Source organism: Pedobacter jeongneungensis, from assembly GCF_000633455.1.
Classification (GTDB): Bacteria; Bacteroidota; Bacteroidia; order Sphingobacteriales; family Sphingobacteriaceae; genus Pedobacter; species Pedobacter jeongneungensis_A.
In genome coordinates, this window is record NZ_AYMG01000010.1 from 228028 (window position 1) to 254168 (window position 26141).

Consider the following 26141-nt stretch of genomic DNA (forward strand, 5'->3'; position numbering starts at 1 on the left):
TTCTTTTAAACAACAATATTTAATTCAGGCGGAGGAGGGGGTAATTCTTTAATTCCCTGTATTTCTTTCCCACCATCTTCTATCCTTGTAGAGGTTACGCCAATAGAGGCAGTTACCCATTGAAAAAACTTGCCAATGCTTGCCGAATCGGCGGTATCTAAACTGACCACATTTTCGGTAATTTGCTTTAAAACTGCCGTATCGGCCCCTACACCGGCAGCACAAGCCACTGTAAATGCCGTTTTACGTTGTTTAAACTCATTTAAACCCGGCAACCAATCATCAGTTGGTATTCCATCTGTCATGATAAAAACCAAAGGTTTCCAATCGCCTTTTTGCTCGGTTGTGGTTTTTGCGACCTCGTTATCAATCCGGTTGGACACTAATTTTAAAGCTTCGCCCAAAGCGGTAGTGCCGGTTGCCCTTAAATCGACCATCTGGAATGATGCCAGATCGGTTAGCGGTATAATCTGCTGAGCCACGCTATCAAAAGTAATGATACTGATAAAAGCGGTTTCTATGGCCTGCGGATTTTGCCGCAAAGCACTGATCATAACCTGAACACCGTTTTTTACCGCTTCAATTGGTTCGCCCGTCATGGACCCTGATGTATCTAACAACAGGTATACTGGAAGTCTTCTCATAACCAAAAAATTATTGTGGAATATTGTAAGTATTGGCCGTTTCCGGATTAGCTGATTGAATATGCGCAGGTATATTATAAGTAGCACCTGCACCGTAAGTAGGATCGTTTTGGTTGATGTGTGCTAAAATCTCGCCGGTATAATCTTTTCCTCCACCCAAAATTGTCGAAATATTACCAATGGTATAAATCGGCCCCCAGGGAATTCCCCACCAGCCCAAAAATAAACTCACAAACAGATATCCTAATCCAGGTGTAATACTGCTTTTGCCTGGATGGATAAAATAAAAATCAGACGGCCGGTTAAAGGTCATAATTATTACAGAAATGCAATATTTATACATGACAAATTTACCGCCCCGGGCAACCAAATCCCTGATTTCGTCGCCGGTTAAACCTTCGATATTTTTAATACTCATTACAGGTAAGATTTTAGGATTAAATGAATCGTTTGCCCTAAAAAGGTATCTGGTGTGGGATCGCCAATGGCATCAAATTTCCATTCGTTATTGCGTTTATAAAGCTTACCCATTATTAGCGCTTTTTTACCAGCATAACCTGATTCGGCAGATACATTGTAAGAAGCAAAAACCTCTTTTACCTGTGTTGACGTTCCTTCATACATCCTGATTTTTGAATAAGGAATCTGAGAAAAATCCTCTTTACCCACATTATTCAGAAAAAAGAATATCTTGGCCACTTTAGGGTCAATCCTTGACAAATCGACCGTGATAATTTCATTATCCAAACCATCATCGCCGCCAGAATCTCCTTCTAAGTCATCACCTGTATGCCTTAAAGCGCCATCTAAAGAAAGTAGTTTTCCTTTTGGCAGGCCAAATTTCTGCAAAAAATCAATTTTATAAAGTGGCGAATAAATATGGTCGCACAGGTTGTTGTTATCATCAATGAGGATACAACTCAAATCAAGATCTACGCTTTGCTTATTGGTTGTTAAGCCCAAAAAACCTTTAGTTTCTATTGCACCCCAATTAACCCCCACGCAAAAACTCGTTAAAGTAGCACCGCTTTCTTTCCGCAGGTCTATTTTTTGTCCTTTTGATAAATTAATTGCCATAATGAATGCATTTAGTTGTATTTATTTAAGAAAAACTCCAATCCATCTTTCATTCCAACACCTACAGCTTCAAATTTCCATTCATTATTGCGTTTGTAAATCCTTCCAAACTCAACAGCGGTTTCTATAGAAAAATCTTCTTCTAATTCATATTTCAATACCTCATTATTGGCGCCATCCAACACCCTGATGTAAGAGTTCCGGATCTGCCCAAAATTCTGTCTTCTGTTTTCCGCATCATGAACAGTAACTACCACACAGATTTCTGCAGCAGCTGAGCCGATTTTTGAAAGATCTACCTTAATCTGTTCATCATCGCCATCGCCATCTCCCGTTAAGTTATCACCTGAATGTTCTACAGCACCATCTGGTGTTTTTAAATTGTTATAAAAAACGAAATGAGAATCGGATAATAATCTTTTATTATCGCCCAGTACAAAAACTGAAGTATCTAAATCAAAACTAGAACCTGTTGATGCACTATTGGTATCCCATCCAAGTCCGATGGTAAATTGAGGAGCATTAATTGCTTCACGTTGTCCCTTTTGCAGGTTAATTGTCATATCTGATTAATTTACTGTGAAGCTTTGCATGATGTTGCTCAACAGTGGTTTAATTTTATAAATATTATGCGTTTACGTATTTTTTTAAAATCTCTAAGAAACTATCTGTTTGGTATGGTTCGCCAATAGCCCTGAATTTCCAGCCACCATCTTTACGATAGGCTTCGGCAAAAACCATCGTGCACATACCATTTAAGGATGCATCACCAGAAAGGCTATATCTCGTTATTTCCTTTCTATTGGCATCAACAGCCCTTATAAAAGCATTTTCGACCATGCTAAAATGTTGATTGTTCTGCCTGCCCTGATAAATAGATACCACAAAAATTATTTTCTGATAAACAGGATCCAGGGCATCCAATTTTACGATAATCTGTTCATCGTCGCCATCGCCTGCGCCAGTCCTGTTATCACCAGTGAGCCAGATATTTCCTGACGGATGCCGCATTGAATTAAAGAAAATCACATCTCCCTCAAATAATCCAATCTGACGTCCGTTTTGATTAACAGTTCTGCCCAGATTGAGGATTTTATCATTCCCATCCAACAAGAAAGCAATCGCATCCAGATCGAACTCTTCTTCTTTTGGCGCGAATAGTTTACCTAAAAAACCTGTATTTTTTTGACGAACATCCCATCCCAGTCCCATGGTAACCTTCGATAAATCGAATGTTTCCCCCTTATCATTTTTGCGGAGGTCAATGGTTTGACCTTTTACTAAATTTATAGCCATAAAGCGTGTTTAGATATTATTTAATAATCTGTCCTTTAAAATATTTTGACAGGAAAAATGATAAATCTTCCCGGTAACCGATGCCAGATGCTTCAAACTTCCATTTGCCTTCACGTTTGTATAAGCGACCAAATTCTACTCCTGTTTCGATAGAAAAATCTTCACCCAGTTCATATTTAGCAACCTCTTGTCCATTACTGTCATCTACAATGCGGATATAAGAATTCCGAACCTGTCCGTAATTTTGTTTACGGCTAATGGCCTCATGAATGGTTACTACGAATAAAATTTCCTGGATCTGGGGATCAACTTTTGATAAATCAACCTGTATACTTTCATCATCACCATCTGCGCTATTTCCACCAGTTGGATCATCACCGGTATGATGTAAAGCCTGATCGGGAGAATCCGTATTGCCATAAAAAACAAAATACTCTTCTTCAGGGATCAATCTACTCGAGTTAATCATAAATGCTGATGCATCCAGGTCGAAGTCATAACCAGTACCTTCATTCGGGTCCCAGCCTAACCCTACAGTAATTTTCGATAGTCCGATATCAATTTTTTGTCCTTTTTGTAGATTAATAGCCATTATTAATTTGATTTTTTTTGAAATATTGTAAATAAATAGGATGTACATTATCAATACTGCATGTTAACGCAATAAAGCACGAAAGAAAAGAACACATTACTTTTTAAAAGCAATTGTTATTTTAACTTGAATAATAAGGATGTGGGATGGCTACAGCGACGTTGATTGAGCGCTAATTTTTTAATATCCTGTAGCCTTGATTATCTGTTTAAATGTTTATAAACAAATATATTAGTTTGGATGCTAATTCCAAATCCGGATTTAAAAAAAATGCCAGATTCTTTTTCGAATCTGGCATTAAAGATTATTGTTACCTGAACTTTTTCATCGCTGTCCAAAGTTTTTCATCCATACCATAAACATCAGGCCGGTATTCTATCTTATCGTTTTGAGACCAGGCTGTAATATAAGTGATAATTAATGGCACAGCTTTTTTAGGTCCAAACCACGCTGGTTTCAATTGAAATGGTTTAGTGGTATCTGCCTTTTGGGCCATGCGTTTTTTATACCATTTTACATGGGTGCTATCAATCGGCGGCAAATCTACCTCAGCCCTAAGTTTATCATAAGTATAAGAATCTTTCACTAAAAGTTCGGCGAACTCCAAAGGTTTTTCTATACGTACACAACCGTGGCTAATCGCCCTATTGGTTAAATTAAATCCGTTCTTATTATTGGTATCATGAAGATAAATACTCGAGCTATTATCGAAGATAAATTTGAACTTACCTAAGGCATTTCCACCACCTGATCCCTGCTTAAATTTGAATGGTAATTTATCCCTCGAATACTTGTTCCAGTTAATGGTATCAGGCTCGCCAATCAGCTTATCTTTATAGTAAACTTTGATGTTACTGTTCGACAAATAAAAAGGATCTTTCCGGGCCATCCAATAGATCTCACTTTGTGCAATACTTACCGGAATATTCCATATCGGATTGGCCTGAATGGAGTTGATTTTACTAAACAATAATGGCGTTTCATGGTTCTTAGGTTTATCATCTAAATTTCCCGATTTTGCATAAGCTTTTAGCTTGTCTTCATAACCACTTTCACGTTTACCCCCAACGCAAACTTTCATCGAAATTACAGTGTCTAATTTATCCATCCACGTTAACCTAAAATCAGGAATATTTACCTGCACATAATTGTCTCCGGTCTCAGGCATTTTCCAACGGAAGCGTTCCATGTTTAACAACAAAATCCGCTTTTCATCGGCAGCATCTGTATTTAAATATGCAGCCTGCAAAGCCTTATATTGAATTGATTTTGGCTGAACAGATTTTAACGTATCTAAAAGGTTTTTACTGTTCAAAAGATTAAGCATTCCAACGCTGTCCGGGCGCCTCACTTTTATGTAGTAACGCGAAAAAATAGAGCGGGGATTTATCACCCCATATTTGAGGTAATTATTATAATTTAAATAAGCATTTGCGGATAACAGCTCTAATTTGGCGATAACCGGATAGCTCTCCTCTACTTTTTTAATTTTATTAGCGGTTAGTTCTGCTAAAAGCGCTTTAATTTCTTCTCCTTTAAAAATCTTAGGATTAAAACCATGTACATTACTTTGATCTAAATAAGTCACCAGCGAATCTAATTCCCCGTTAATATAAAACCGGGTAACTAATTTAGGTTCAGCATTATTGCGTGCATAAAAAGCCTTTATGGTTTTAGGATTAACAAATTTACCAGAGAGACTGTCCATTGTCTTCACAAAAACGCTATCATAAGCTACAGTATCAAAATCTTTGTAGATTTTGTTCTTAAAATGTTCTGACAGTACTTTTCCAATCTCAGGGGGGCTTTTAAACCACCCACAGGCAGATATGAATAGAATAAAGGGTAAAATTAGAAAGCGAAACTTTTTCAACAGATTAAAATTTAAATACAAAATAAAGGTTAATGATACTAAAAACACCATAATGGCAAATTAAGTGCCATTATTTTTTGTTTTACCATTTCAAACACTATATTTGCCAGCGCTTATCAGCTAACGTATTGATACTGGCAGAAATAATTTATGAATTTAACTTTGAACCATCACTTACATTTACACCATCGCCGATAGGCGATATGATATGTTTGTTTTGTACTTCAAAACTTTTTTCCGTAAAATAATTTCCTGTTCACTCTATATTCAATACATTGAAAACACTTAAAATTGCTATCCAGAAATCGGGTAGGTTAAACGAAAAATCTGTAGAAATACTTAAAAACTGTGGTTTATCTTTCGAAAACTACAAAAGTTCCCTCATCTCAACCGTTACTAATTTTCCCTTAGAAATTCTTTTCCTTCGTGATGATGATATTCCAGAATATGTACAGGACGGCATTGCCGATCTGGGGATAGTTGGGGAAAATGTAATTGTGGAAACAAAAGCTGAGGTAAATTTTCTACAGAAATTAGGCTTTGGAAAATGCACCTTAAAAATCGCGGTTCAGGCCACCAGCAATATCCAAAATCTTGAAGAACTAAATGGTAAAGCCATTGCCACTTCTTACCCGGTAATACTCGAAAAATTCTTACAGGAAAAAGGTATCAAATCTGATATCAGAACCATTTCAGGATCGGTAGAAATTGGTCCGGGTTTAGGCTTAAGCGATGCCATTTTTGATATCGTTTCTACCGGTGGAACATTAAAGAGCAACGGACTAAAACCTTTTGCAGATGTAATGCAATCCGAAGCGGTTTTAATCGGAAATAAATCAATTGCAGATAATCCGGAGGTGGCAGAATTACTTCAACGTATCCGCTCTGTGCTTAGCGCAAAATCGAACAAATACGTGGTGCTGAATGTATCAAAAGATAACCTTCAAAAAGTAGTAGATCTTCTTCCAGGTGTTAAAAGCCCAACCGTTGTTCCACTCTTCGAACCAAACTGGGTAGCGGTTCATTCGGTAATTGCAGAAGAAGATTTCTGGGATAAAATAAACAGTTTAAAAGCTGCGGGTGCAGAAGGTATTTTAGTAATGCCTATCGAAAAAATTATCAGGTAAAAATATTTAAAATCATATTAACTATTAGTTAATTTTAAATTATAAAACATTGAAAATCTACAGCTATAAAGATTTATCTAAATCAAAAATTGAAGAGCTTTGTTCGAGGCAGATTGAAGACGATAAACTGATTGAAGAACGGGTAACTGATATCATCAACACGGTAAAAAAAGATGGCGACCAGGCGCTCTTTAACTTTGCAAAAACATTTGATAAAGTTGATTTAGAAAAACTTTTTTTAGATGCAGCGGAATTAAAAGCTATTGCAGCAACCATTCCGGCCGAGGCTAAAAAAGCAATTGATACGGCTTACCAGAACATCAAAACTTTTCACCAGTCGCAATTAAAAGAGGAGGCTAAAATTGAAACCATGCCAGGTGTTGTATGTTGGCGCGAATCAAGAGCAATTGAAAAGGTTGGGCTTTATATCCCAGGTGGAACAGCCGTTTTGCCAAGTACTTTTTTAATGCTGGCTACCCCGGCAATCATCGCAGGCTGTAAAGAAATTGTGGTGTGTTCTCCGCCACAAAGTGATGGTAAAACCAATTGTTATCTGGCTTATTGCGCAGTGCTCTTGGGCATCGAAAAAGTATTCCTGATTGGCGGTGCACAGGCCGTTGCTGCAATGGCTTTCGGAACGGAAAGTGTGCCACAGGTATATAAGATCTTCGGCCCTGGCAATAGATATGTAACTACGGCAAAAACCATGGTTCAAAACAAAGTGGCCATTGATATGCCTGCAGGCCCTTCAGAGGTGCTTGTAATTGCTGATGAAACTGCAAATCCATCATTTATTGCTGCAGATCTGCTTGCACAGGCTGAGCACGGAACGGATAGTCAGGCCATTTTAGTGGCTACCTCCAAGGAAATCATCAATCAAACTTTAAAAGAAATTGAAAATCAGCTTTCTGTATTACCCAGAAAGGACATTGCAGCCAAAGCAATTGCCAATTCTTATATAGTTTTAGCAGAAAACCTGGAGCAAGCGATGCGATTTTCGAATGAATATGCTCCTGAACACTTAATATTGGCTACAGAGCAATGCCAAGGCCTTATTCCATTGATTATCAATGCAGGATCGGTTTTTTTAGGCAACTTTACCCCAGAAAGTGTTGGCGATTATGCCTCGGGAACCAACCATACTTTACCAACGAGCGGCTTTGCAAAAGCTTATTCAGGAGTATCTACGGATGCTTTTTTGAAGAAAATCACTTTTCAGCAATTATCCCGTGAAGGTTTAAATAATATTGGCAAAACGGTTGAGATCCTTGCAGAAGCAGAAGGCCTGGAAGCACATAAAAATGCTGTTAGTATCAGACTGAGTTTTGAGTCCCGAGTCGGAAGACCGAAGACCGAAGATAAAACGGCATAAAAAATTAAAAAAAATCGGTGTAATCCCACAATCTGTGTAATCAACCCGAAGGAAAAGAATAGTATATCGGCGGTAGCAACCAATGATATAATGAACCTACAAACAATGGACATTAACGATTTAGTAAGAGAAAATATAAAAAACCTTCGCCCCTACTCTACCGCAAGGGACGAATTTAAAGGTCAGGCATCCGTATTTTTAGATGCAAATGAGAACAGTTATGGATCGCCATTACCGGCAAATTATAACCGTTATCCAGATCCGTTACAACTCGATTTGAAAGATGCGATCAGTAAAATAAAAGGTGTGCCGATCGAGAATACTTTTTTAGGAAACGGCAGCGATGAAGCGATCGATTTATTATTCCGCGCTTTCTGTAATCCAGGAAAAGATAACGTAATTGTGCTCCCTCCAACTTATGGAATGTACGAAGTTTCGGCTAACATAAACGATGTAGAAATACGCAAAGTAAGCCTGCTTCCGAACTTCCAATTAGACATGGAAAAGATCGCAGAAACGATTGATAAAAACACCAAATTAATCTTCATTTGTTCACCAAATAATCCGACCGGAAATTCGATAAACAGAGAAGATATTGAAACCATTTTGGCCAACTTTAACGGCATCGTTGTGGTGGATGAAGCGTATATAAATTACGCCCGTCAGAAGACCTTTATACAGGAGTTAACCGAGTACGGAAACCTGGTGGTTTTGCAAACTTTTTCGAAAGCATGGGGACTTGCTGCTTTACGTTTAGGCATGGCTTTTTCTTCAACAAAAGTGATCGACGTTTTGAACAAAATTAAGCCACCTTATAACATTAATCAGGCCACGCAGGATTTAGCTTTTGAAGCCTTAAAAAACATTGCCCAGGTTAACGATTGGATTAAAGAATCTGTTGCAGAAAGACAGCGTTTATCGATCGCTTTAAACAATGTAAATGCAGTAACAAAAGTATATCCATCAGATGCAAATTTCATACTCGTAGAAGTTACCGATGCATTGAAAATTTACGATACTTTGGTAGATCAGGGTATCATTGTACGCGACCGTTCTAAAGTAACTTTATGCGAAGGCTGTTTACGAATCACTGTGGGCACAAAAGAAGAAAACGATAAACTATTAACTGTACTAGAAAATTTTTAAGATGAAAAAAGTATTATTTATAGACCGCGATGGAACCTTAAATATTGAGCCTGATGATGAACAGGTAGACAGTTTCGCTAAGCTTAAATTTTATCCGCGTTCTTTATATTATTTATCAAAAATAGTAGCCGAGCTGGATTATGAACTGGTTATGGTAACCAACCAGGATGGACTGGGAACATTGTCAAACCCTGAAGAGAATTTCTGGCCAATCCATAATTTCATGTTGGATACTTTTGAAGGAGAAGGCGTTCATTTCAGCGAGATTGTAATCGATAGAACTTTTGCAAAAGACAATGCCCCTACCCGAAAACCCGGCACGGCTTTATTAACCAAATATTTTAGCGAAGATTACGACCTGAAAAACTCTTTCGTAATTGGCGATCGGTTGAATGATGTGGTTTTGGCGAAAAATTTAGGTGCAAAAGCCATTTTCCTCCGTCAGAATGATGCATTGGGCTCTACAGAAACATTGGATAAACATGAAACGCTTTTAGACGTTATCATTTTAGAAACCAGGAAATGGGAAGATATTTACAACTTGCTTAAAGCAGGAAGCAGAAAAATCCACCACGAGCGCAAAACCAACGAAACCGACATTACCATTAATTTAGATTTAGACGGAACCGGAAAAGCCAAAATTGAAACGGGCCTAAACTTTTTCGATCATATGCTTGACCAGATTGCCAGACATGGAAGTGTAGATTTAGAAGTAATTGCGAAAGGTGACTTACACATAGACGAACACCACACCATAGAAGATACCGGAATTGCACTAGGCGAGGCTTTTGCCCAAGGTTTAGGGAATAAACTGGGCATTGAGAGGTATGGTTTTTGCTTGCCAATGGATGATTGCCTGGCACAGGTGGCCATTGATTTTGGAGGAAGAAACTGGATTGTTTGGGATGCTGAGTTTAAACGCGAAAAAGTGGGCGATATGCCAACGGAAATGTTTTACCACTTCTTTAAATCGTTCAGTGATGCTGCAAAATGCAATTTGAACATAAAAGCCGAAGGCGATAACGAACACCATAAAATTGAAGCTATTTTTAAAGCATTTGCCAAAGCCATTAAAATGGCCATTAAACGCGACGCCGAGAAAATGGTATTGCCGAGCACCAAGGGAATGTTGTAAAAAAGGTGGAAGGCTGAAAGGTTTAAGGCAGAGGGTTTTGAAGCCCATCCGCTGTTAAATAAACCTGATAGCAGTGGAAAGTTTTTTATTCAGCAGCGACCTTGAATAAGCTGTCATGCTGAAGCACGAAGCATTTGCAACCGATAAAACAGATGCTTCGTACCTCAGCATGACAGAAGTTAAAAAACTTAAAACGGATAGCGGGACTACAGCACCTTTGAAAAACTGACATTCATTTTCAAACCTATAAAAGAAATCTGAACTATTAAACTATGGTTGGAATTATAAATTACGGAGCAGGCAACATTTTTTCGCTTACCGCAGCATTAGATCGCTTAAATGTAACCTACGGCATGGTAAATACAGAAAATGACCTCGAAAAATATAGCCACATCATTATTCCGGGAGTGGGCCACGCGGGTGCTGCCATGGAAAAACTAAAAGGTACCGGCCTTGTTGAAGCCATTAAAAAACTCACTAAACCCGTGCTGGGCATTTGTGTGGGCATGCAGCTGATTACCGAACACTCCGAAGAGGGTGATGCGGCGCTTTTAGATATCGTTCCGGTGAAAACCAAAAAATTCGATAAGTCGCTGAATATCAAAATACCACACATGGGCTGGAATGCGGTGAGCACAAAAAACAATCCGCTATTTACAGGTGTTGAAGATAATACACAATTTTACTTTGTGCATTCGTACTTTATTGAATATAACCCTACTTTTGACATCGCATCTGCTGATTACGGTTTAAAGTTTTCGGCAGCGGTACAAAAAGACAATTTTTACGGCGTTCAGTTCCACCCCGAGAAATCGGGAAAAGCCGGCGAATTAATATTAAAAAATTTTTCAAACTTAAGCTTATAAAATGTACATCATACCTGCTATTGATATTTTGGATGGAAAAGTTGTCCGTCTGCGTGAAGGCGATTATAACCAAAAAACAGAATACGACGTTTCTATTGCCGAGATGATAGAAAAATACCGCTCAAATGGTACGGATTTTATCCATATTATCGATTTAAATGGAGCCAAAGGTGATTTTAGCAACCAAAAATCACTTTTCGAGATCATCAAAAAAACCGAGATGAAAGTGCAGTACGGTGGAGGAATCAGGACGATTGAGCAGGTTACCAATCTGCTTGATGCTGGCATACACCGTGTAATTGTAGGTACGCAGGCCATTACCAATCCTGATTTCTTGCCTCAATTGAGTGAGACTTTCGCTAAAAAGGACGATTATGCCAACCGTATCGTCATAGCGATTGACGTTTTGGATGAAGTAATTAAATATTCGGGCTGGATGGAAAGTTCGCCGATTAAACTGATGGATTACGTTGACAAATGCCTTTCGCTGGGTTTTTTCCGTTTTTTATGCACTGATATCAGCAAAGATGGAAAATTGGGTGGCGCAGCAGTCGATTTATACAAAAAATTGCTTGAGCACTCTCCTATGATCAAATTAATTGCTTCGGGTGGAGTGAGTTCAATGGAGGATATCTACGAATTGGCTAAATACCCGATCAGAAGTGTAGTGGTTGGAAAAGCCATTTACGAAGACCGAATTACTATTGAAGAAATAAAAGATTGGAATTTGAAGGCGCTAAGTTCAATCTAATTCCATAAATATTTATGTCATCCTGAAGAATGAAGGATCTGCCCACGATGAAACAGATGCTTCGTTCCTCAGCATGACAACCAAACAAAACACATGCTTTCAAAAAGAATAATCCCTTGTTTAGACGTTAAAGATGGCCGCACCGTAAAAGGTGTAAACTTTGTTGATTTACGCGATGCGGGCGATCCTGTTGAGCTGGCTGCCCAATATGCACAACAAGGGGCAGATGAACTCGTTTTCCTGGATATTACGGCCACACACGAGCGTCGTAAAACGATGATCGAAATGGTTAAATCGGTCGCAAGGCAATTGAATATTCCTTTTACCATTGGTGGGGGAATAACAGAAATTGCAGATGCTGACGCGCTTTTAAACGCAGGTGCTGATAAAATCAGTATTAATTCTGCAGCCGTACGCAACCCTAAATTAATTGAAGACCTGGCCAAAACCTTTGGGGTACAATTTGTAGTTTTAGCAGTTGACACTAAACATGTAAACGGCAAAAACATGGTCCACTTAAACGGTGGCAGGTTAATTACCGAACTGGAAACCGAAAACTGGATTAAACAGGCGGAAGATTTAGGTGCAGGAGAAATTTTGTTAACCTCTATGGATCACGATGGCACCAAAGCAGGTTTTGACTGTGGATTATTGGGTAAAATAAACCAAATGATCAATATCCCGATTATTGCATCAGGCGGTGCAGGTAGCATGGAACATTTTACAGAGGTTTTCCAGAAAGCTAACGTTGATGCCGCACTTGCAGCTTCGGTATTTCATTATGGTGAAATTTTAATCCCCGATTTAAAACAGGAATTAAGAAGGAACAATATTCCCGTAAGGATATAATATAAGTCCGGAGTCGGCAGTCCATATTCATGAGTCTGTCTTTCCGAAATAAAAAAATAAAATGAACATCGATACATCAACCCTTGACTGGGATAAAACAGCTGGCTTACTTCCAGTAATTATTCAGGATTATAAAACTTTAGAGGTTTTAATGCTGGGTTATATGAATGCCGAAGCTTTGGAAAAAACACAGGCCGAAGGCAAAGTAACTTTCTTTTCGCGCTCTAAAAACCGTCTTTGGACAAAAGGTGAAACCAGCAATAACTTTTTGTTTGTTAAAGAACTTTTTGTGGATTGTGATAACGACACCATTCTGATTAAAGCTGATGCCGTTGGCTCAACCTGCCACACTGGTAGCCGCAGCTGTTTTAAAACAGATTTTAATCAGAATTTCATTTTCGAACTCGAAAACATCATTACTGATCGATATGAAAATCCTGTTGAAGGATCGTATATCAACAAAATGCGTGCTAAAGGTCTAAATAAAATTGCGCAAAAGGTTGGCGAAGAAGGTGTAGAAACCGTAATTGCCGCATTAGCCGAAACAGAAGAAGAATTTATTGGAGAAGCTTCCGATCTTGTTTTTCATTTGTTGTTTTTATTAAAAGAAAAAGGATTGTCTATCCAGGATATTGCCAAAAATTTAGAGAAAAGACATCAATAAGGTGGAGGGCTGGAAGGTTGAGGATTTCAACATCCTTCCAACCTTCTAACCCTCCAACCTTCCAACCTTACCCGTATGCTCAAACACCTACAAACCCTTCCCGGACATCAAAACCCTGTATATGCTTTAGCTAATGCTGATGAAGACGGCGTATTTTTTAGTGCCGGAAATGATAAGGGCGTAGTAGAATGGTCTTTACATAACATGGCTTTTGTGAAGGTTAAAATGCCGGTACAAAGCTCGGTCTATTGTCTTCACTACTATAATAATCAATTATTTATTGGAGAGCGTAGTGGCGCCTTTAGTGTTTATGATCTGAAAGAACAAAAGGTAATTGTAAGGATTAATGCTCATATTAAACCCATTTTCAATATACAAACGGTTAAAAGCAAAAATGAGCTTTTAACTACTGGCGAAGATGGTAGTGTTGCGGTTTGGTCTCTAAATGATTTTACAGAGATTTATCGTTTCCAGGTCGCTTATGATACCGTTAGGGCCATTGCAATTGCACCAAATGAAAACGAAGTCGCTTTTGGCTGTAAAGATCATCTGATCAGGATTTATAACCTGGCAGATTATAGTTTAAAACAATCTCTGGAAGGGCATTCATTACCAGTAACCTCTTTGGCCTACCATCCTACAGGCAAATACCTGATTTCGGGAAGCAGGGATGCCCAATTAAAAATATGGGATCTGCCGAATTATGAATTGCGGGAAACCGTTCCAGCGCATATTTTTACCATTTACGATATTGCCTTTCATCCTACTCTTCCCTATTTTGCCACCAGCAGTCAGGATAAAAGCATTAAACTTTGGGATGCGGAAAACTTTAAACTATATAAGATATTAAGCCTGGAAAAAGCAGAAACCGGGCATACCCATTCCATTAATAAAATTATTTGGAGCCGTGATGGTAAATACTTGATTTCTACAGGTGATGACCGGCAGGTAATGGTTTGGGAGATGGAATAGTTTAAGATTTCTTTTTATTTATTCTTTTCTGCAGTTCTTTTATATCAGCTAAGTCTTTGAGCCTTCCAGAAGCAACCTTATTGGCAATAAAGTCCTGAACATTGATAAAAGGCGTGACTAAACCATCAATTTCAGCATCAATTTTGTTTTCGTAAGCTTCGTCAAACTCAACACCCGAAATCGCATTCAAAATATCAATCCTTAATGGTGGATAGCCAATTTGTGAAACATAGTTTTCTTTTAAAAAATCATCTTTCTTAAACCCTAGTGATGCGAAACCGAATTCAGTCAATACAATAATCATTTTTTCAGCATTTTCTTGGTCTGGCTTAATCCAAATGTCCAAATCACCGGTATGCCTGGGTCTACCGTGATACGCTAAAGCATGAGCTCCCACAATTATATATTTAACATCATTCTTATTTAGAAGTTCAATAAACTCTATAAAGTCAGGTTCAAATATCATAATTTGCGGCGTGTTATAACCCTCTCCATTTTTTCAGGAAATGAACCGTTTAACCAAGTGAAGTAACTTTCTCTCAAAGAAACAACCGTTTTAAGCCGTTCTTCTGGGGCTTGATTTAGCCAAAAAGCAATATCTAAAGCATCCTCATCCTCCATTCTAACCTGATTGAACACCATTGCCATTTTCCTAATTTTCGGCTCCATTTTCGCTATAATTATCTACACAAATATAATCAAAATGGAATGAAAATGGACTATAAAAGGTTTTAGAACATCTGAAAACTAATTTCTCTTTGTATAAAATGGGTTAATATCCTTCAGTTGATTCTTTGCCTTATAAAGAATTCTTCTCCAAAGAGAATGCCTGATAACTACAACTTCTGGACCGCCTAAAACGTATTCACTCATGCATAATTCGAGGTTTAATTGGCCTCCTTTAGCTAAATTTACCTTCGAATTTAAAGTCTTATAGCCGATATAACTTATCGTTAAAACACAACTTTCATCATCAAAATTTGCAGGTAACTTAATTTCGAAGTTTCCTTTTTCATCGGTAGAAGCAAAAGCTAACCGCTGGTTTACCATAACAGATACTGAAGGAAGTGGCTGTTTATCATCTTTATCTATTACCCTACCCTTTATTGTTTTTAAGGTATCAGCTAGAATCTCTGTTTTCTTTTCAAAAGCAGTGCTACTGTGGTATCGATCTGTTTGATTAAAAGGTGTTTTGATCACTTTAGCATCGCTCAACTTAGGAAAACTCAAAAAAGCCAATAAAGATGCGGCGATCAGGCTTGGTTTAAATCTACTGAGCGAATAATTATCTTTTGCACTGATTAAACGGTCAAGTTGCTCCGGTTTTAACCTTCCACAGCTCTTCCCTTTGTTTTCACTAAACCAACGTTTCAGCTCTGCGTCCGTAAAATTGGTAAAATCAATAACTGATTTTTGACATGAACCACAAAATTTACCATTTGCATTTGGCTGCATCACTTCCCATTGTTCTTTGCATGGATTAGCAATCTGAATTTTAAACTTGAGCTCATCAATTCAATCTAATAAATTATCTAAAAATATTGATAACAGAGCTTACAATTCTCCTGGTTACCGTTGTTTTTATCGAAATGCCTCCAAGCCTCCCAACCAATTGCTCGCTTAAATTATCCATCACTATCTGATTTGTTAAATCCATTTGCATTGCAGGTTGTAACACAACTGTGATTTCTTTTTCCTCATCTAAAAGGAAAAAACTTTTTTTTGTTTCAAAAGCATTTGAAGTAAAGATTAACTCCGAGATTGTTCTATTTTTTGGTTTTTTAATTTTAATATAAAATGACCCGTCTGCTGCCGTTTTCACATCAATATTTTGCTCCTTTAATGCTATATTGATATGATTTAAACCTATACCATCCTGGTCGTACACTCTCCCTTTTATAAAAGTATATTCCCCTACCTGATCATCCAAAATTTTTTCATACTGTACTTCGGTTCCTTTTTCTAATACTTCAGCATGTTTTGCATAAGTAAATTTAGGAATACTTAAAAAGGTTAAAATTGAAGCCGCGATTAAACCAGGTTTAAAAACTTTGAAAATTGGATGATTTTTTCTACCACCGATATAGCGATCAAGCTGCTCAGGCCTAAATTTACCACATCTGTTCCCTTTGTTTTCACTAAACCAACGTTTCAGCTCTGCGCCCGTAAAATTGGTAAAATCAATAACTGATTTTTGACATGAACCACAAAACTTCCCATTGGCATGCGGCAACATCAATTCCCATTGTTCTTGACAAGGATTAGAGATTTGAATTTTAAATTTAGATGGCATAAAAAATGTACCTTTTATTATAGGATACATTTTTGGCTACTATTCCACAAAACGTTTAATAATTCTCAATTTATGTGAGTATTTCCCCAGTTCTTTATTAAAAATCCCCTGATCATCAATTGGATCAATTTTCACCTTGGCTGAAGAATGGATAATTTCATTTGGACTCAGCATAATACCCACGTGAGTAATTTTGCCTTCTTCATTATCAAAAAAAGCTACATCACCAGCTTTGCATTCGGCTAAAAAACCTACCAATTCACCTTGTTCGGCCTGTTGCGAAGCATCACGGTTTAACTTAATGCCCAACATTTTAAATACGGTTTGGGTAAAGCCTGAGCAATCTAAACCAAATAAATTCCTTCCGCCCCATAAGTATGGAATGTTTTGAAAAAACTTAGCAGTATCAGTCACCTTATCTTTAAAATTAACGGCACTATTGTCATGTACTTCAAAATTCAGTTTAAATTTTTCTTCACCGGCATAACAATGTCCATCTTTTAAAAAAGGAATGTTACTTGCCGGACTTAAATGATAGGCACTTCCATCTACAGCCGTTAATACATTGCTGAAGCTTAAAGGAGCTAGTAATTTACAATCGTGCATTTCTGCAAACTGGCTTTGACTGATCGGGGCCAACTGTCTGAAATCCATCCAACCCTCATAACCATCGTAGCCATTCTGGATCAGCCACCAACGCTCTTCTTTTTGAATAATTTCTACATGATCGCCAAATAAAAGTTGCGAAACAATTTCTGCTTTATCTGATGCATCTGCTCTCAAAGGCGCTACAGCAACCCTACAAATACCGTATTGATTTTCCATTTAAATCTGCTCGTGAAACTATTGTAAAACTAATAAAATACATCCATTGCCTAACATTTTGCATGCAAATTTGTTATTTTTATGATGTTCACCTTTTAAATGTACCGCCATGAATTTTAAAAAAATATTAATTGCCGTTGATAACAGTACCTGTTCAGAAAAAGCAGCTAAAGCCGGTTACGACATGGCTGAAAAATTCGGAGCAGAAGTAGCATTGGTTAACATTATCGAACCCGTTCCAGCCAATGTAAATCCCGATTTAACTCTGGCACCAGTATTTTTGGAAACATACGATAACAGCGAAGAAAACAGCCATATTTTATTAAAAGAAATGGAAACCAAATATGGTAAGGGTATTACAACAACTTATTTAAGCATAGTAGATACTGCAGCACATGGCATTATTCAACAATCAGATGAGTGGGGATCTGACTTAATTGTTATAGGCACTTATGGCCGTACAGGTTTGTACCACTTTTTAATGGGTAGCGTTGCTGAACATGTGGCACGGAAATCAGCCTGCCCGGTTTTGATTATACCTAATAAATGTGAAGTAGACTAGTTCACTGGTTCAATAGTCATTAGTTCATTGGTTAGCACGATGCAAAAAAACCTCCTTGTTAATCTTTGTATCCGTGGCAAAAATTTATTGGTACATGAATGTTATCTTGCTAGTTAACTGTAAATTGGTTAATTGCACAGAATTCCAATCTCCTCACGGTTGTCATCCTGAGGGTTAATTTATAGTATAAAATCAATTAATGACAGATGGATAAATAAGATAGTCTCTTAGAATCGTCATTTCGACCGCAATGGAGAAATCTGCCTGGGTAGATTTCTCCATTCCGTTAAGTTACAATCGAAATGACGAAACTTAGGATCCCATATAAATTCATTGATCATTGAATATTGTTTATTGGTAATTAAAAACAAAAATCCTTTTAAACAAAAAAATCCCGCTTTATGCGAGACTTTCATTATAAATATGTGATAAAAGTTTATCCTTCCTGGTGTAACCAGGCTTTCTTAGCCAATAATTCTTCTTCAGTTTCGCGGATATCCTCATCATCCACACAACAATCAACTGGACAAACAGCCGCACATTGAGGTTCGTCGTGAAAGCCCTTACACTCTGTACACTTATCGGATACAATGTAATAAACCTCATCCGAAACTGCCTCCTGAGCTGCATCAGCTTCGATTTGTTGATTACCAAAATCAATGATACCATTTAAATTGGTACCATCAGAAAAACGCCATGCAGTACCGGCATCGTAAATTGCGTTATTTGGACATTCCGGTTCGCATGCCCCACAATTTATACACTCATCTGTTATTTTAATCGCCATGTTTTCGTCTAATTCTTTTGCTTAGTTTACCTTTGCGCTGCAAATATAATATATAATCACTTAATAATAATTCTAAATATGTCAGCATTAACTCAAGAAAAAGTAATAACCGCGTTTAATAAACTGGGCATATTGCTTACAAACCCTACTGACATACTAGGAAATGCAATTTATAGTGCCGAAAATGCCAATGCCTGGTTCACTACAGAAAACGTAAAAAAATCTGTTTTATCTTTTGCCGAGATGTTAATTGAGGCAGATTTAACCGTTTGGTTTAAATCAATAGGCTTTAGCCAATCGCCTAAAAAGGTGGGATTGATCCTGGCAGGCAACATTCCGATGGTAGGCTTACATGATGTTTTATGTGTATTGGCTACCGGAAATATTGCATTAATCAAACTTTCTTCAGCTGACGACAAATTAATTAAAGCGGTTCTTGCCGAATTGATTAAAATAGAACCTGCATTTGAAGCTAAAATTGAATATGTAGAGCGTTTGAAAGATTTTGATGCGGTTATTGCCACAGGAAGTAATAATTCGTCACGTTACTTTGATTATTATTTTGGTAAAGTGCCAAACATCATCCGTAAAAACAGAAATAGTGTAGCAGTTTTAGATGGTTCGGAAAGTTTTGAAGATATACAGCACTTAGGCGCCGATATTTTTGATTATTTTGGTTTAGGCTGTAGAAATGTATCTAAAATCTATTTCCCAAAAGATTACGACATTGCAAATTTTTATGAAGGGATCGAAAGTTTTCAACCCATTATTAACCACTTTAAATACAACAACAACTACGATTACAATAAATCTATTTATTTGGTTAATGCAGCCAAACACTATGATAATGGCTTTTTGTTATTAAAAGAAGATACCAGCTTAACATCACCATTGGCTGTTCTTTTTTATGAAGAATACGATAATCTTCAAGAGGTAGAGGAGCAGTTAAAGGATAAATCAGAAAATATCCAATGCATTATTACCAAATCGCCATTAAGTTTTAACACTTTTGGCTTTGGTCAAAGCCAGCACCCGAAGCTCTGGGACTATGCAGATAATGTAAACACGATTGAATTTTTGAATAAGTTGAGTTAGTACGCTTTACTGAAAACACATTATTATTACAGTTAGTTATTCGTGTTTAAATTTTATTTAATATTGCATAAACCCTGAGCCAGTAAATGCACCGTTTAGTAAAATCACTATTCTTCCTTTATTTAGCAGTATTGGCTGGAACGGTAAAGGCTCAACCTTGCAAAGGTACTTTTGGAAAGCCTTTAATTAACCAAACATTTGGACAGGGCAACAATACAGACAGCTGGTATGGGCCATTGGAGCAATATGCACCAGGAGCCTATACTTTTACTACTTTCATGGGGCCTCCGGGCCGAAGCCCATCAGCCTTAAGCCCTAATCAGTCCGGATTAGTAAAAACACCTGCAACCCCAGGAAATCCTTACCCTATTTACTGGCAGCCGCACGCAGATCATACCGGGGATGATAATGGATTAATGCTTTTAATTGATGGTATTGCTACACCACTGTCTTTTTTGAACAAAAAATGGATAATCTTTGTCCAAATACCATTTTGCGGTTATCTATTTGGGTACTAAATGCGAACTCTCCGGCTGCAAATTCGCAGGATCCAAATATGATATTAAGGATTATCGATCCAGCTAACCGGGAATTAGGGAATAAGTCTACCGGAAATGTTCCTGCAGATCGAATTTGGCATCAATATTTTATAGATTTTAATAATGGGAACAGTTCAACCATCACGCTGCAACTGATCAACAATACCGCCACAAACAGTGGCAATGATTTTGCCTTGGATGATATTACTGTTCAGGCCTGCGGACCAAGTCTCAATCCATATTTTAATGGAAATGATCAATCGCTGAGCATGTGCGAAGGTAATACACAAAATTTTACGTTAAATGCCAACATTACTTCATCATACGCTGATCCGGTTTACCAATGGCAGGAAAATACCGGTAACGGCTGGACTGATATCGCAGGTAAGACCACCAGACAGGTTTCTATAGATTTTTTAAACCGCGCAAAAGGCACATATCAATATCGTTTACTTACGGCCACAAACGGAAATATTGATAAAATATATTGCAGAACTATATCAGATCCGGTAACCCTTACTGTTAATCCTCAATTAAATACTTCTGCAGGCAATAGTGGCCCTGCGTGCCCTGGTTCTAATGTACAACTTATGGCCGGTGATGGCAATTCATTTAAATGGATAGGTCCGAATGGCTATACTTCTGATTCAAAAAATCCAATTATTAATAATGTACAGGCCAATATGGATGGTGTATATACCGTTACAGCTAGCTTAAACGGCTGCACCATTACTGCATCTACAACATTAACCATGTTAAGTCCTGCCGTAATTTCTACCAATATCAATGCTATTTCTATATGCGAAAATAGCCCGGTACAGCTAATGGCAACCGGAGCAAGCAGTTACATCTGGTCGCCCAGCGAGGGCTTATCTGATCCTAACATTGCAAATCCAATAGCACAGCCTAAGGTTACTACAGTATACCGCGTTACCGCAAATGATGGAAGCTGTAGTACCACAGCCCAGGTAACGGTTAATATTTTAAAACCTTCTTCAACAGATGCAGGAACAGATCAAAAGATTATAACAGGCCAAAGCATCACCTTAAACGGCAAAGTAAGTGGCGATGACATTACTTATTACTGGGCGCCATCAGATTATCTTGATGATCCGACAAAGCTAAACCCCGTTGCCACCCCACCACACGATATCATTTATACATTAACCGCTGTGTCTAATTTAGGCTGCACCAGTAGCACTGATGATGTTTTTATAAAGGTTTACCCGGAAGTAGTTATTCCCAATACCTTACACCAAATGGTGATGGCGTAAACGATACCTGGAATATTCCTGCGGCTTCGGCCTTTCCCGGTCCGATTATTAAAATTACCAATCGTTATGGCCAGTTGGTGTATCAAAGCACTGGCACTTTTAAGCCCTGGGATGGCAAAATGAATGGAAAAGACCTCCCTCCGGCAGTGTATTATTACAGCGTTTATTTAAATGGAGACTTTAAAACCTATAGCGGCTGGCTAATGCTGATGAGATAAAAAGGACTTCTTGCTTCCGCTTCTCATTTGGAAATGCTATTTTTGAGCACAATGTATATCGTTAAAGTTAAAGGCATAGCCAAAATTCCGGATTACGTACAGCTAAGAGATGACAAGTTTACGCTTTTAGCTTATTTTAGGGTAGATAGGCCTGATAAATCTCTGGAAAAGCTCGGACTTGGCGACAAGCAGGATTACATTATGGAAATGGTTAAAGGTTTGCCTTTTGGGCAGATAGCAAAATTGGAAATATAATATGGCAGGCAACTCAGTAATTCATTTAAGCAACGTTGATGTTTTTCAACAAAAACATTTAGTCCTCTCAAACGTAAATTTACATATCGAAAAAGACGAATTTGTGTTCCTGATCGGTCAAACAGGTTCGGGCAAGAGCAGTTTGCTTAAAATATTATATGGCGATCTTCACATTGGTAATGGCGAAGGTAATATTGCCGGTTTCGACCTTAAAAACTTAAAAGAAAGTCAGGTACCATTTTTACGCCGCAAATTAGGGGTGGTATTTCAGGATTTTCAACTACTTACCGACCGTACCATCGAAAAAAACCTGGAGTTTGTGTTAAAAGCAACTGGTTGGAAAGACGAAAAACTGATTAACGAACGCATTAAAGATGTTTTGGATAAAGTTGGTTTACGTTCTAAAATAAAAAAAATGCCACACGAAATTTCTGGTGGCGAGCAGCAGCGTATTGTAATTGCAAGGGCTTTGTTAAACGACCCGGAGATTATCCTTGCTGATGAACCTACGGGCAACTTAGATCCAGAAACATCAGAAGAAATTGTAACCCTTTTAAAACAGATTAGCCAGGCCGGAACCGCGGTTTTAATGGCTACACACGATTATCATATTATCCGTACTTTCCCTTCGCGCATTATCAAATGTGAAAGCGGAGTAGTACATGAAGATGCCCAAATTGTATAAAAAATTCTGACATCCGTCAGCTAATCAGCCAAACTGTTCAGATAAATTCAAATAAATCTGACAGCTTGGCTGATTTCGGTTTATGGCAAAATAGTTGAGATTAACACAAAAAAATTCAGCCTAGTATTATGTTTAATAAGAAGAAAAATAACGATAAAGAAGAAAATATAATGAATACTGAAAATACATCAGAAAATACTGCTGAGAATGTAGAGAATACTGATGCTTCTACGAATGAAACTGAGCAGGCTCCAGAATTATCTGCAGAAGAAAAATTGCAGGCAGAGGTACAACAGCTTAACGATAAATATTTACGTTTATACGCAGAGTTCGACAATTACAAACGCCGTACCCAAAAAGAACGTGTAGAATTATTGCAAACAGCTGGTAAAGACGTAATTGTATCGCTTTTACCTGTTTTAGATGATTTCGACCGTGCGTTAAAAGCAATGGAAACAGCTGCTGATGTTGCTCCTGTTAAAGAAGGTATTTTATTGGTAAGCACTAAACTAAAAAACACTTTGGCACAAAAAGGACTGAAAGATGTAGAAAGCATCAGTCAACCTTTTAATACCGATTTCCACGAAGCAATTACCAATATCCCTGCCCCTACTGAGGATCTTAAAGGAAAAGTAATTGACGAAGTTGAAAAAGGTTATACTTTAAATGATAATGTGATCCGCTTTGCTAAAGTAGTAGTTGGAGCATAAGAAATAATTATTGAATGTGAGAATTTTGAATGATTGATTAAGATTCTCTCATTCCATCATTTAATCATTCAATCATTTTATAAAGAAGATGAGTAAAAGAGATTATTACGACGTATTAGGCGTAACTAGGGGCGCAGCTGCTGATGAGATAAAGAAAGCCTATCGCAAGATGGCAATTAAGTATCACCCGGATAAAAACCCTGGGGATAAAGCTGCTGAAGATAAATTTAAGGAAGCTGCTGAAGCTTACGAAGTTTTAAGCAGTGCGGAGAAAAAACAACGCTATGATCAATATGGTCATGCTGGTGTTGGCGGTGCCAGTGGTGGTGGCTACGGCGGTGGCGGCATGAATATGGACGATATTTTTAGCAATTTCGGAGATGTATTTGGTGGCCATAATCCTTTCGAAAGCTTTTTTGGCGGCGGTGGTGGTCAGCAACGTGGCGGTCGCCGTGTAGCTAAAGGCTCCAACCTGCGTATAAAAGTTAAATTAACCTTGGAAGAAATTGCACACGGTGCAGAAAAGAAAATTAAGGTTAATAAACTAATTGTTTGCAAAACCTGCGATGGTTCTGGCGCAAAAGATAAATCATCAGTAAGTACCTGTGGTACCTGCGGTGGCAGCGGCCAGGTACGCAGGGTAACCAATACCATTTTAGGACAGATGCAAACCGCATCTACCTGCCCTACCTGTAACGGAAGCGGGCAACAAATTACTTCAAAATGTACAGTTTGTCATGGAGATGGCGTAGTACGTGGCGAAGAAACGATTACCATTAACATTCCTGCAGGTGTAAGCGAAGGCATGCAGTTAAGCATGAGCGGAAAAGGAAATGCAGCACCAAATGGTGGTATCCCGGGTGATTTGATCATCCTGATTGAAGAAATCCCTCACGAAACCTTGAAACGCGAAGGAAACAACATTGTTTACGATCTACATTTAAGCTTTGTTGACGCCGCTTTAGGGATGAGTATCGAAGTACCAACCATTGATGGTAAAGCAAAAATCAAAATAGATCCAGGCACACAAAGCGGAAAATTATTACGCTTAAAAGGTAAAGGTTTACCTGAAGTTAATTCTTACCACAGAGGTGATGAAATTATCCATATCAACATCTGGACACCAAAGGCCTTAAGCAGCGAAGAACGCAGTGCTTTAGAGAAGTTACGCGAATCACCAAACTTTAAGCCTCAGCCGGGTAAAAATGATAAGAGTTTCTTCGAAAGAATGAAAGAATATTTCGAGTAATTAATTCAATATAAATTGAAAAGCCGATGTTTATAACACCGGCTTTTTTCGTTTTAACATTAATCTACAAAATTGTTGTAAGCAGAGCGCATACTGTCCTGGTCACGAACCAATTCTTCAATATTATAGTCGGTTAGCTTGCCAGAAACAGCTGCATCACGCATCATTTTTCTTGCAGCAATTAAATAATCATTTAGTCTTTCGTTAAAATTTCTAAAATAACCGTCTTTTCCAGGATATTTGGTCGCATCAGGTGCAGCCATAGCTACGTGTTTATTGTGCTGGTCTTCAAGCGCCTGATAAGCGGCTTTAGCCTTTGCCTCGATCGCTTTATAACTTTTGCTACCCGCCAATAATTTAGTGAACTCAGCAGCTTTACTTCGGTCATCTTTTAACGCGAATATATACTCTTTTAGCGGGTGTGTTTTTAAAATCACACGTTCTGCATCGTCTCCAATCAAATTTAATTTGGCAAGAACCACTTCATCATAAGTATAATATTTTTTTCCCATGCTGTAAATAGAATCTACCAGAGTTTTCCCTTTAGCACCCTTGTCGTCTTTCCAGTCTTCTGCTTTGATGTATTCATCTAAAGATTTATACGTTTCTTTAATTTTATCCAGCAAACTGGTCATCGATACCACATTTTCCTTAAAAAATTTCTGATCATCATTATTTAAAGCACTTGGAGGTGTATCTGGTTTTATTCTGCTGTTACTAATGGTACTCATCGAAAAAGGTGTCATTAAACCAAGGAAAGCAAAACGGTCATTCGGCTTAGCAAGGCCCTTCTCGATTCTATCCAAATTGCTTTCAAGACTCTTGAGATAACTATTGTTTTTATCTGTAAAGCTTACCATCACATTATTATACTCAATAATGGCATTTACATCTTTTTCATCCGCTTCAGCATAGGCGGTTTTGGCATTATTGTCTTTTTTCTTATCATTTTTGCAGGCAGTAAAAGACAGTGCGAGCGCAAGGGCAGTTAATTTTAAGATTGTTTTCATAGTTTTTAATTTGTTTTCATCATCTGATCTCCGATAACAGCAATTTTTAAACCAAAAAGTTGTGTTGGTTATAAGGATTTTCTGATTCCAAAGTTGGTGGCTCGTCAGTGTAGTCATTTTGTTTAAATAAATAACTCCCCTCGAGCTATCGTCATTTCGAGCGGACCCGATAGCTATCGGGTGCAACGCAGTCGAGAAATCTATTTGGATAGATCTCTCCATTTCGCTACACTTTAGTCGAGCTCACGATAGTATGTTTTTCACATTTATAAACC

32 protein-coding genes are annotated in these 26141 nt (G+C 37.9%); 18 read left to right on the forward strand and 14 right to left on the reverse strand.

What is annotated here, in order from left to right:
- Positions 1-5: 5 nt before the first annotated feature.
- The 7 genes from U859_RS0109255 to U859_RS0109290 form a co-directional block, all read right to left on the reverse strand.
- On the reverse strand, positions 6-644 hold the full coding sequence (locus U859_RS0109255) for a vWA domain-containing protein (protein ID WP_025143103.1): 639 nt from the start codon (positions 642-644) through the stop codon (positions 6-8).
- 10 nt (positions 645-654) lie between these two features.
- The gene (locus U859_RS0109260; protein WP_025143104.1) at positions 655-1062 is read right to left on the reverse strand and encodes a hypothetical protein; all 408 of its coding nucleotides are present in this window, start codon (positions 1060-1062) and stop codon (positions 655-657) included.
- Entirely contained in the window at positions 1062-1721 is a 660-nt protein-coding gene (locus U859_RS0109265; RefSeq protein ID WP_025143105.1) for a TerD family protein, read from the reverse strand. The genes U859_RS0109260 and U859_RS0109265 overlap by 1 nt, the downstream gene beginning before the upstream one ends.
- A gap of 11 nt (positions 1722-1732) precedes the next feature.
- The gene (locus tag U859_RS0109270) at positions 1733-2284 is read right to left on the reverse strand and encodes a TerD family protein (protein WP_025143106.1); all 552 of its coding nucleotides are present in this window, start codon (positions 2282-2284) and stop codon (positions 1733-1735) included.
- Positions 2285-2348: 64 nt separating this feature from the next.
- On the reverse strand, positions 2349-3017 hold the full coding sequence (locus U859_RS0109275; protein WP_025143107.1) for a TerD family protein: 669 nt from the start codon (positions 3015-3017) through the stop codon (positions 2349-2351).
- A gap of 16 nt (positions 3018-3033) precedes the next feature.
- Positions 3034-3609, reverse strand: a complete 576-nt coding sequence (locus U859_RS0109280; RefSeq protein WP_025143108.1) for a TerD family protein — start codon at positions 3607-3609, stop codon at positions 3034-3036.
- 310 nt (positions 3610-3919) lie between these two features.
- On the reverse strand, positions 3920-5317 hold the full coding sequence (locus U859_RS0109290) for a L,D-transpeptidase family protein (RefSeq protein WP_240183033.1): 1398 nt from the start codon (positions 5315-5317) through the stop codon (positions 3920-3922).
- 440 nt (positions 5318-5757) lie between these two features.
- On the opposite strand from U859_RS0109290, the gene hisG reads away from it, so the two are divergent.
- The 9 genes from hisG (at position 5758) to U859_RS0109340 (ending at position 14364) form a co-directional block, all read left to right on the forward strand.
- Complete coding sequence (hisG, locus tag U859_RS0109295; protein WP_025143110.1) at positions 5758-6609, forward strand: ATP phosphoribosyltransferase; 852 nt, start codon at positions 5758-5760, stop codon at positions 6607-6609.
- Between the two features lie 49 nt (positions 6610-6658).
- Positions 6659-7981, forward strand: coding sequence for a histidinol dehydrogenase (hisD, locus tag U859_RS0109300; RefSeq protein WP_025143111.1), 1323 nt, complete (start codon positions 6659-6661; stop codon positions 7979-7981).
- A 90-nt stretch (positions 7982-8071) separates the two neighbouring features.
- Positions 8072-9127 carry a histidinol-phosphate transaminase gene (gene hisC, locus U859_RS0109305; protein ID WP_410477222.1) on the forward strand — a complete coding sequence of 352 codons (1056 nt, stop codon included), beginning with the start codon at positions 8072-8074 and terminating at the stop codon, positions 9125-9127.
- Between the two features lies 1 nt (position 9128).
- Positions 9129-10262: a bifunctional histidinol-phosphatase/imidazoleglycerol-phosphate dehydratase HisB gene (gene hisB / locus U859_RS0109310; RefSeq protein ID WP_025143113.1), complete on the forward strand. Its 1134-nt coding sequence runs from the start codon at positions 9129-9131 to the stop codon at positions 10260-10262.
- 272 nt (positions 10263-10534) lie between these two features.
- Positions 10535-11128: an imidazole glycerol phosphate synthase subunit HisH gene (hisH, locus tag U859_RS0109320; protein ID WP_025143114.1), complete on the forward strand. Its 594-nt coding sequence runs from the start codon at positions 10535-10537 to the stop codon at positions 11126-11128.
- Between the two features lies 1 nt (position 11129).
- Positions 11130-11879 (forward strand): 1-(5-phosphoribosyl)-5-[(5-phosphoribosylamino)methylideneamino]imidazole-4-carboxamide isomerase, encoded by a 750-nt coding sequence (hisA, locus tag U859_RS0109325; protein WP_025143115.1) that lies wholly within the window; start codon positions 11130-11132, stop codon positions 11877-11879.
- Positions 11880-11972: 93 nt separating this feature from the next.
- A complete protein-coding gene (hisF, locus tag U859_RS0109330) occupies positions 11973-12728 on the forward strand; it encodes an imidazole glycerol phosphate synthase subunit HisF (protein WP_025143116.1) in 756 nt (251 codons plus the stop codon).
- 61 nt (positions 12729-12789) lie between these two features.
- On the forward strand, positions 12790-13392 hold the full coding sequence (gene hisIE, locus U859_RS0109335; protein ID WP_025143117.1) for a bifunctional phosphoribosyl-AMP cyclohydrolase/phosphoribosyl-ATP diphosphatase HisIE: 603 nt from the start codon (positions 12790-12792) through the stop codon (positions 13390-13392).
- Positions 13393-13467: 75 nt separating this feature from the next.
- Entirely contained in the window at positions 13468-14364 is an 897-nt protein-coding gene (locus U859_RS0109340) for a WD40 repeat domain-containing protein (RefSeq protein ID WP_025143118.1), read from the forward strand.
- Position 14365: 1 nt separating this feature from the next.
- Here the strand turns inward: U859_RS0109340 and U859_RS0109345 are convergent, their stop codons facing one another.
- The 5 genes from U859_RS0109345 to U859_RS0109365 all read right to left on the reverse strand — a co-directional run bounded on the left by U859_RS0109345 (position 14366) and on the right by U859_RS0109365 (position 17482).
- Positions 14366-14830, reverse strand: coding sequence for a nucleotidyltransferase (locus tag U859_RS0109345; RefSeq protein WP_025143119.1), 465 nt, complete (start codon positions 14828-14830; stop codon positions 14366-14368).
- Complete coding sequence (locus U859_RS0109350; RefSeq protein ID WP_025143120.1) at positions 14827-15033, reverse strand: hypothetical protein; 207 nt, start codon at positions 15031-15033, stop codon at positions 14827-14829. The genes U859_RS0109345 and U859_RS0109350 overlap by 4 nt, the downstream gene beginning before the upstream one ends.
- Before the next feature lie 78 nt (positions 15034-15111).
- Positions 15112-15819 carry a carboxypeptidase-like regulatory domain-containing protein gene (locus U859_RS31000; protein WP_025143121.1) on the reverse strand — a complete coding sequence of 236 codons (708 nt, stop codon included), beginning with the start codon at positions 15817-15819 and terminating at the stop codon, positions 15112-15114.
- Positions 15820-15892: 73 nt separating this feature from the next.
- Positions 15893-16687: a hypothetical protein gene (locus tag U859_RS0109360; RefSeq protein WP_025143122.1), complete on the reverse strand. Its 795-nt coding sequence runs from the start codon at positions 16685-16687 to the stop codon at positions 15893-15895.
- A gap of 9 nt (positions 16688-16696) precedes the next feature.
- Complete coding sequence (locus tag U859_RS0109365; RefSeq protein WP_025143123.1) at positions 16697-17482, reverse strand: C40 family peptidase; 786 nt, start codon at positions 17480-17482, stop codon at positions 16697-16699.
- A 109-nt stretch (positions 17483-17591) separates the two neighbouring features.
- Between U859_RS0109365 and U859_RS0109375 the strand changes: the two genes are divergently transcribed.
- Positions 17592-18044, forward strand: coding sequence for a universal stress protein (locus tag U859_RS0109375; RefSeq protein WP_025143124.1), 453 nt, complete (start codon positions 17592-17594; stop codon positions 18042-18044).
- Between the two features lie 436 nt (positions 18045-18480).
- Here U859_RS0109375 and U859_RS0109380 read toward each other — a convergent pair whose 3' ends face one another.
- On the reverse strand, positions 18481-18831 hold the full coding sequence (locus U859_RS0109380; RefSeq protein ID WP_025143125.1) for a 4Fe-4S dicluster domain-containing protein: 351 nt from the start codon (positions 18829-18831) through the stop codon (positions 18481-18483).
- A gap of 78 nt (positions 18832-18909) precedes the next feature.
- Between U859_RS0109380 and U859_RS0109385 the strand changes: the two genes are divergently transcribed.
- The 8 genes from U859_RS0109385 to dnaJ all read left to right on the forward strand — a co-directional run bounded on the left by U859_RS0109385 (position 18910) and on the right by dnaJ (position 24856).
- Positions 18910-19926 carry an acyl-CoA reductase gene (locus U859_RS0109385; RefSeq protein WP_025143126.1) on the forward strand — a complete coding sequence of 339 codons (1017 nt, stop codon included), beginning with the start codon at positions 18910-18912 and terminating at the stop codon, positions 19924-19926.
- 86 nt (positions 19927-20012) lie between these two features.
- Positions 20013-20444 carry a hypothetical protein gene (locus U859_RS0109390; protein WP_025143127.1) on the forward strand — a complete coding sequence of 144 codons (432 nt, stop codon included), beginning with the start codon at positions 20013-20015 and terminating at the stop codon, positions 20442-20444.
- Positions 20393-21739 carry a hypothetical protein gene (locus U859_RS0109395; RefSeq protein WP_025143128.1) on the forward strand — a complete coding sequence of 449 codons (1347 nt, stop codon included), beginning with the start codon at positions 20393-20395 and terminating at the stop codon, positions 21737-21739. The genes U859_RS0109390 and U859_RS0109395 overlap by 52 nt, the downstream gene beginning before the upstream one ends.
- A 14-nt stretch (positions 21740-21753) precedes the next feature.
- Positions 21754-21957, forward strand: coding sequence for a gliding motility-associated C-terminal domain-containing protein (locus U859_RS32640; protein WP_410477224.1), 204 nt, complete (start codon positions 21754-21756; stop codon positions 21955-21957).
- A 51-nt stretch (positions 21958-22008) separates the two neighbouring features.
- On the forward strand, positions 22009-22212 hold the full coding sequence (locus U859_RS0109400; protein WP_025143129.1) for a hypothetical protein: 204 nt from the start codon (positions 22009-22011) through the stop codon (positions 22210-22212).
- A 1-nt stretch (position 22213) separates the two neighbouring features.
- Positions 22214-22897 carry a cell division ATP-binding protein FtsE gene (locus U859_RS0109405; protein ID WP_025143130.1) on the forward strand — a complete coding sequence of 228 codons (684 nt, stop codon included), beginning with the start codon at positions 22214-22216 and terminating at the stop codon, positions 22895-22897.
- 128 nt (positions 22898-23025) lie between these two features.
- A complete protein-coding gene (locus tag U859_RS0109410; protein WP_025143131.1) occupies positions 23026-23607 on the forward strand; it encodes a nucleotide exchange factor GrpE in 582 nt (193 codons plus the stop codon).
- 88 nt (positions 23608-23695) lie between these two features.
- Entirely contained in the window at positions 23696-24856 is a 1161-nt protein-coding gene (gene dnaJ, locus U859_RS0109415; RefSeq protein ID WP_025143132.1) for a molecular chaperone DnaJ, read from the forward strand.
- 59 nt (positions 24857-24915) lie between these two features.
- Here dnaJ and U859_RS0109420 read toward each other — a convergent pair whose 3' ends face one another.
- Entirely contained in the window at positions 24916-25866 is a 951-nt protein-coding gene (locus tag U859_RS0109420) for a DUF3829 domain-containing protein (RefSeq protein ID WP_162799908.1), read from the reverse strand.
- Positions 25867-26141 lie beyond the last annotated feature (275 nt).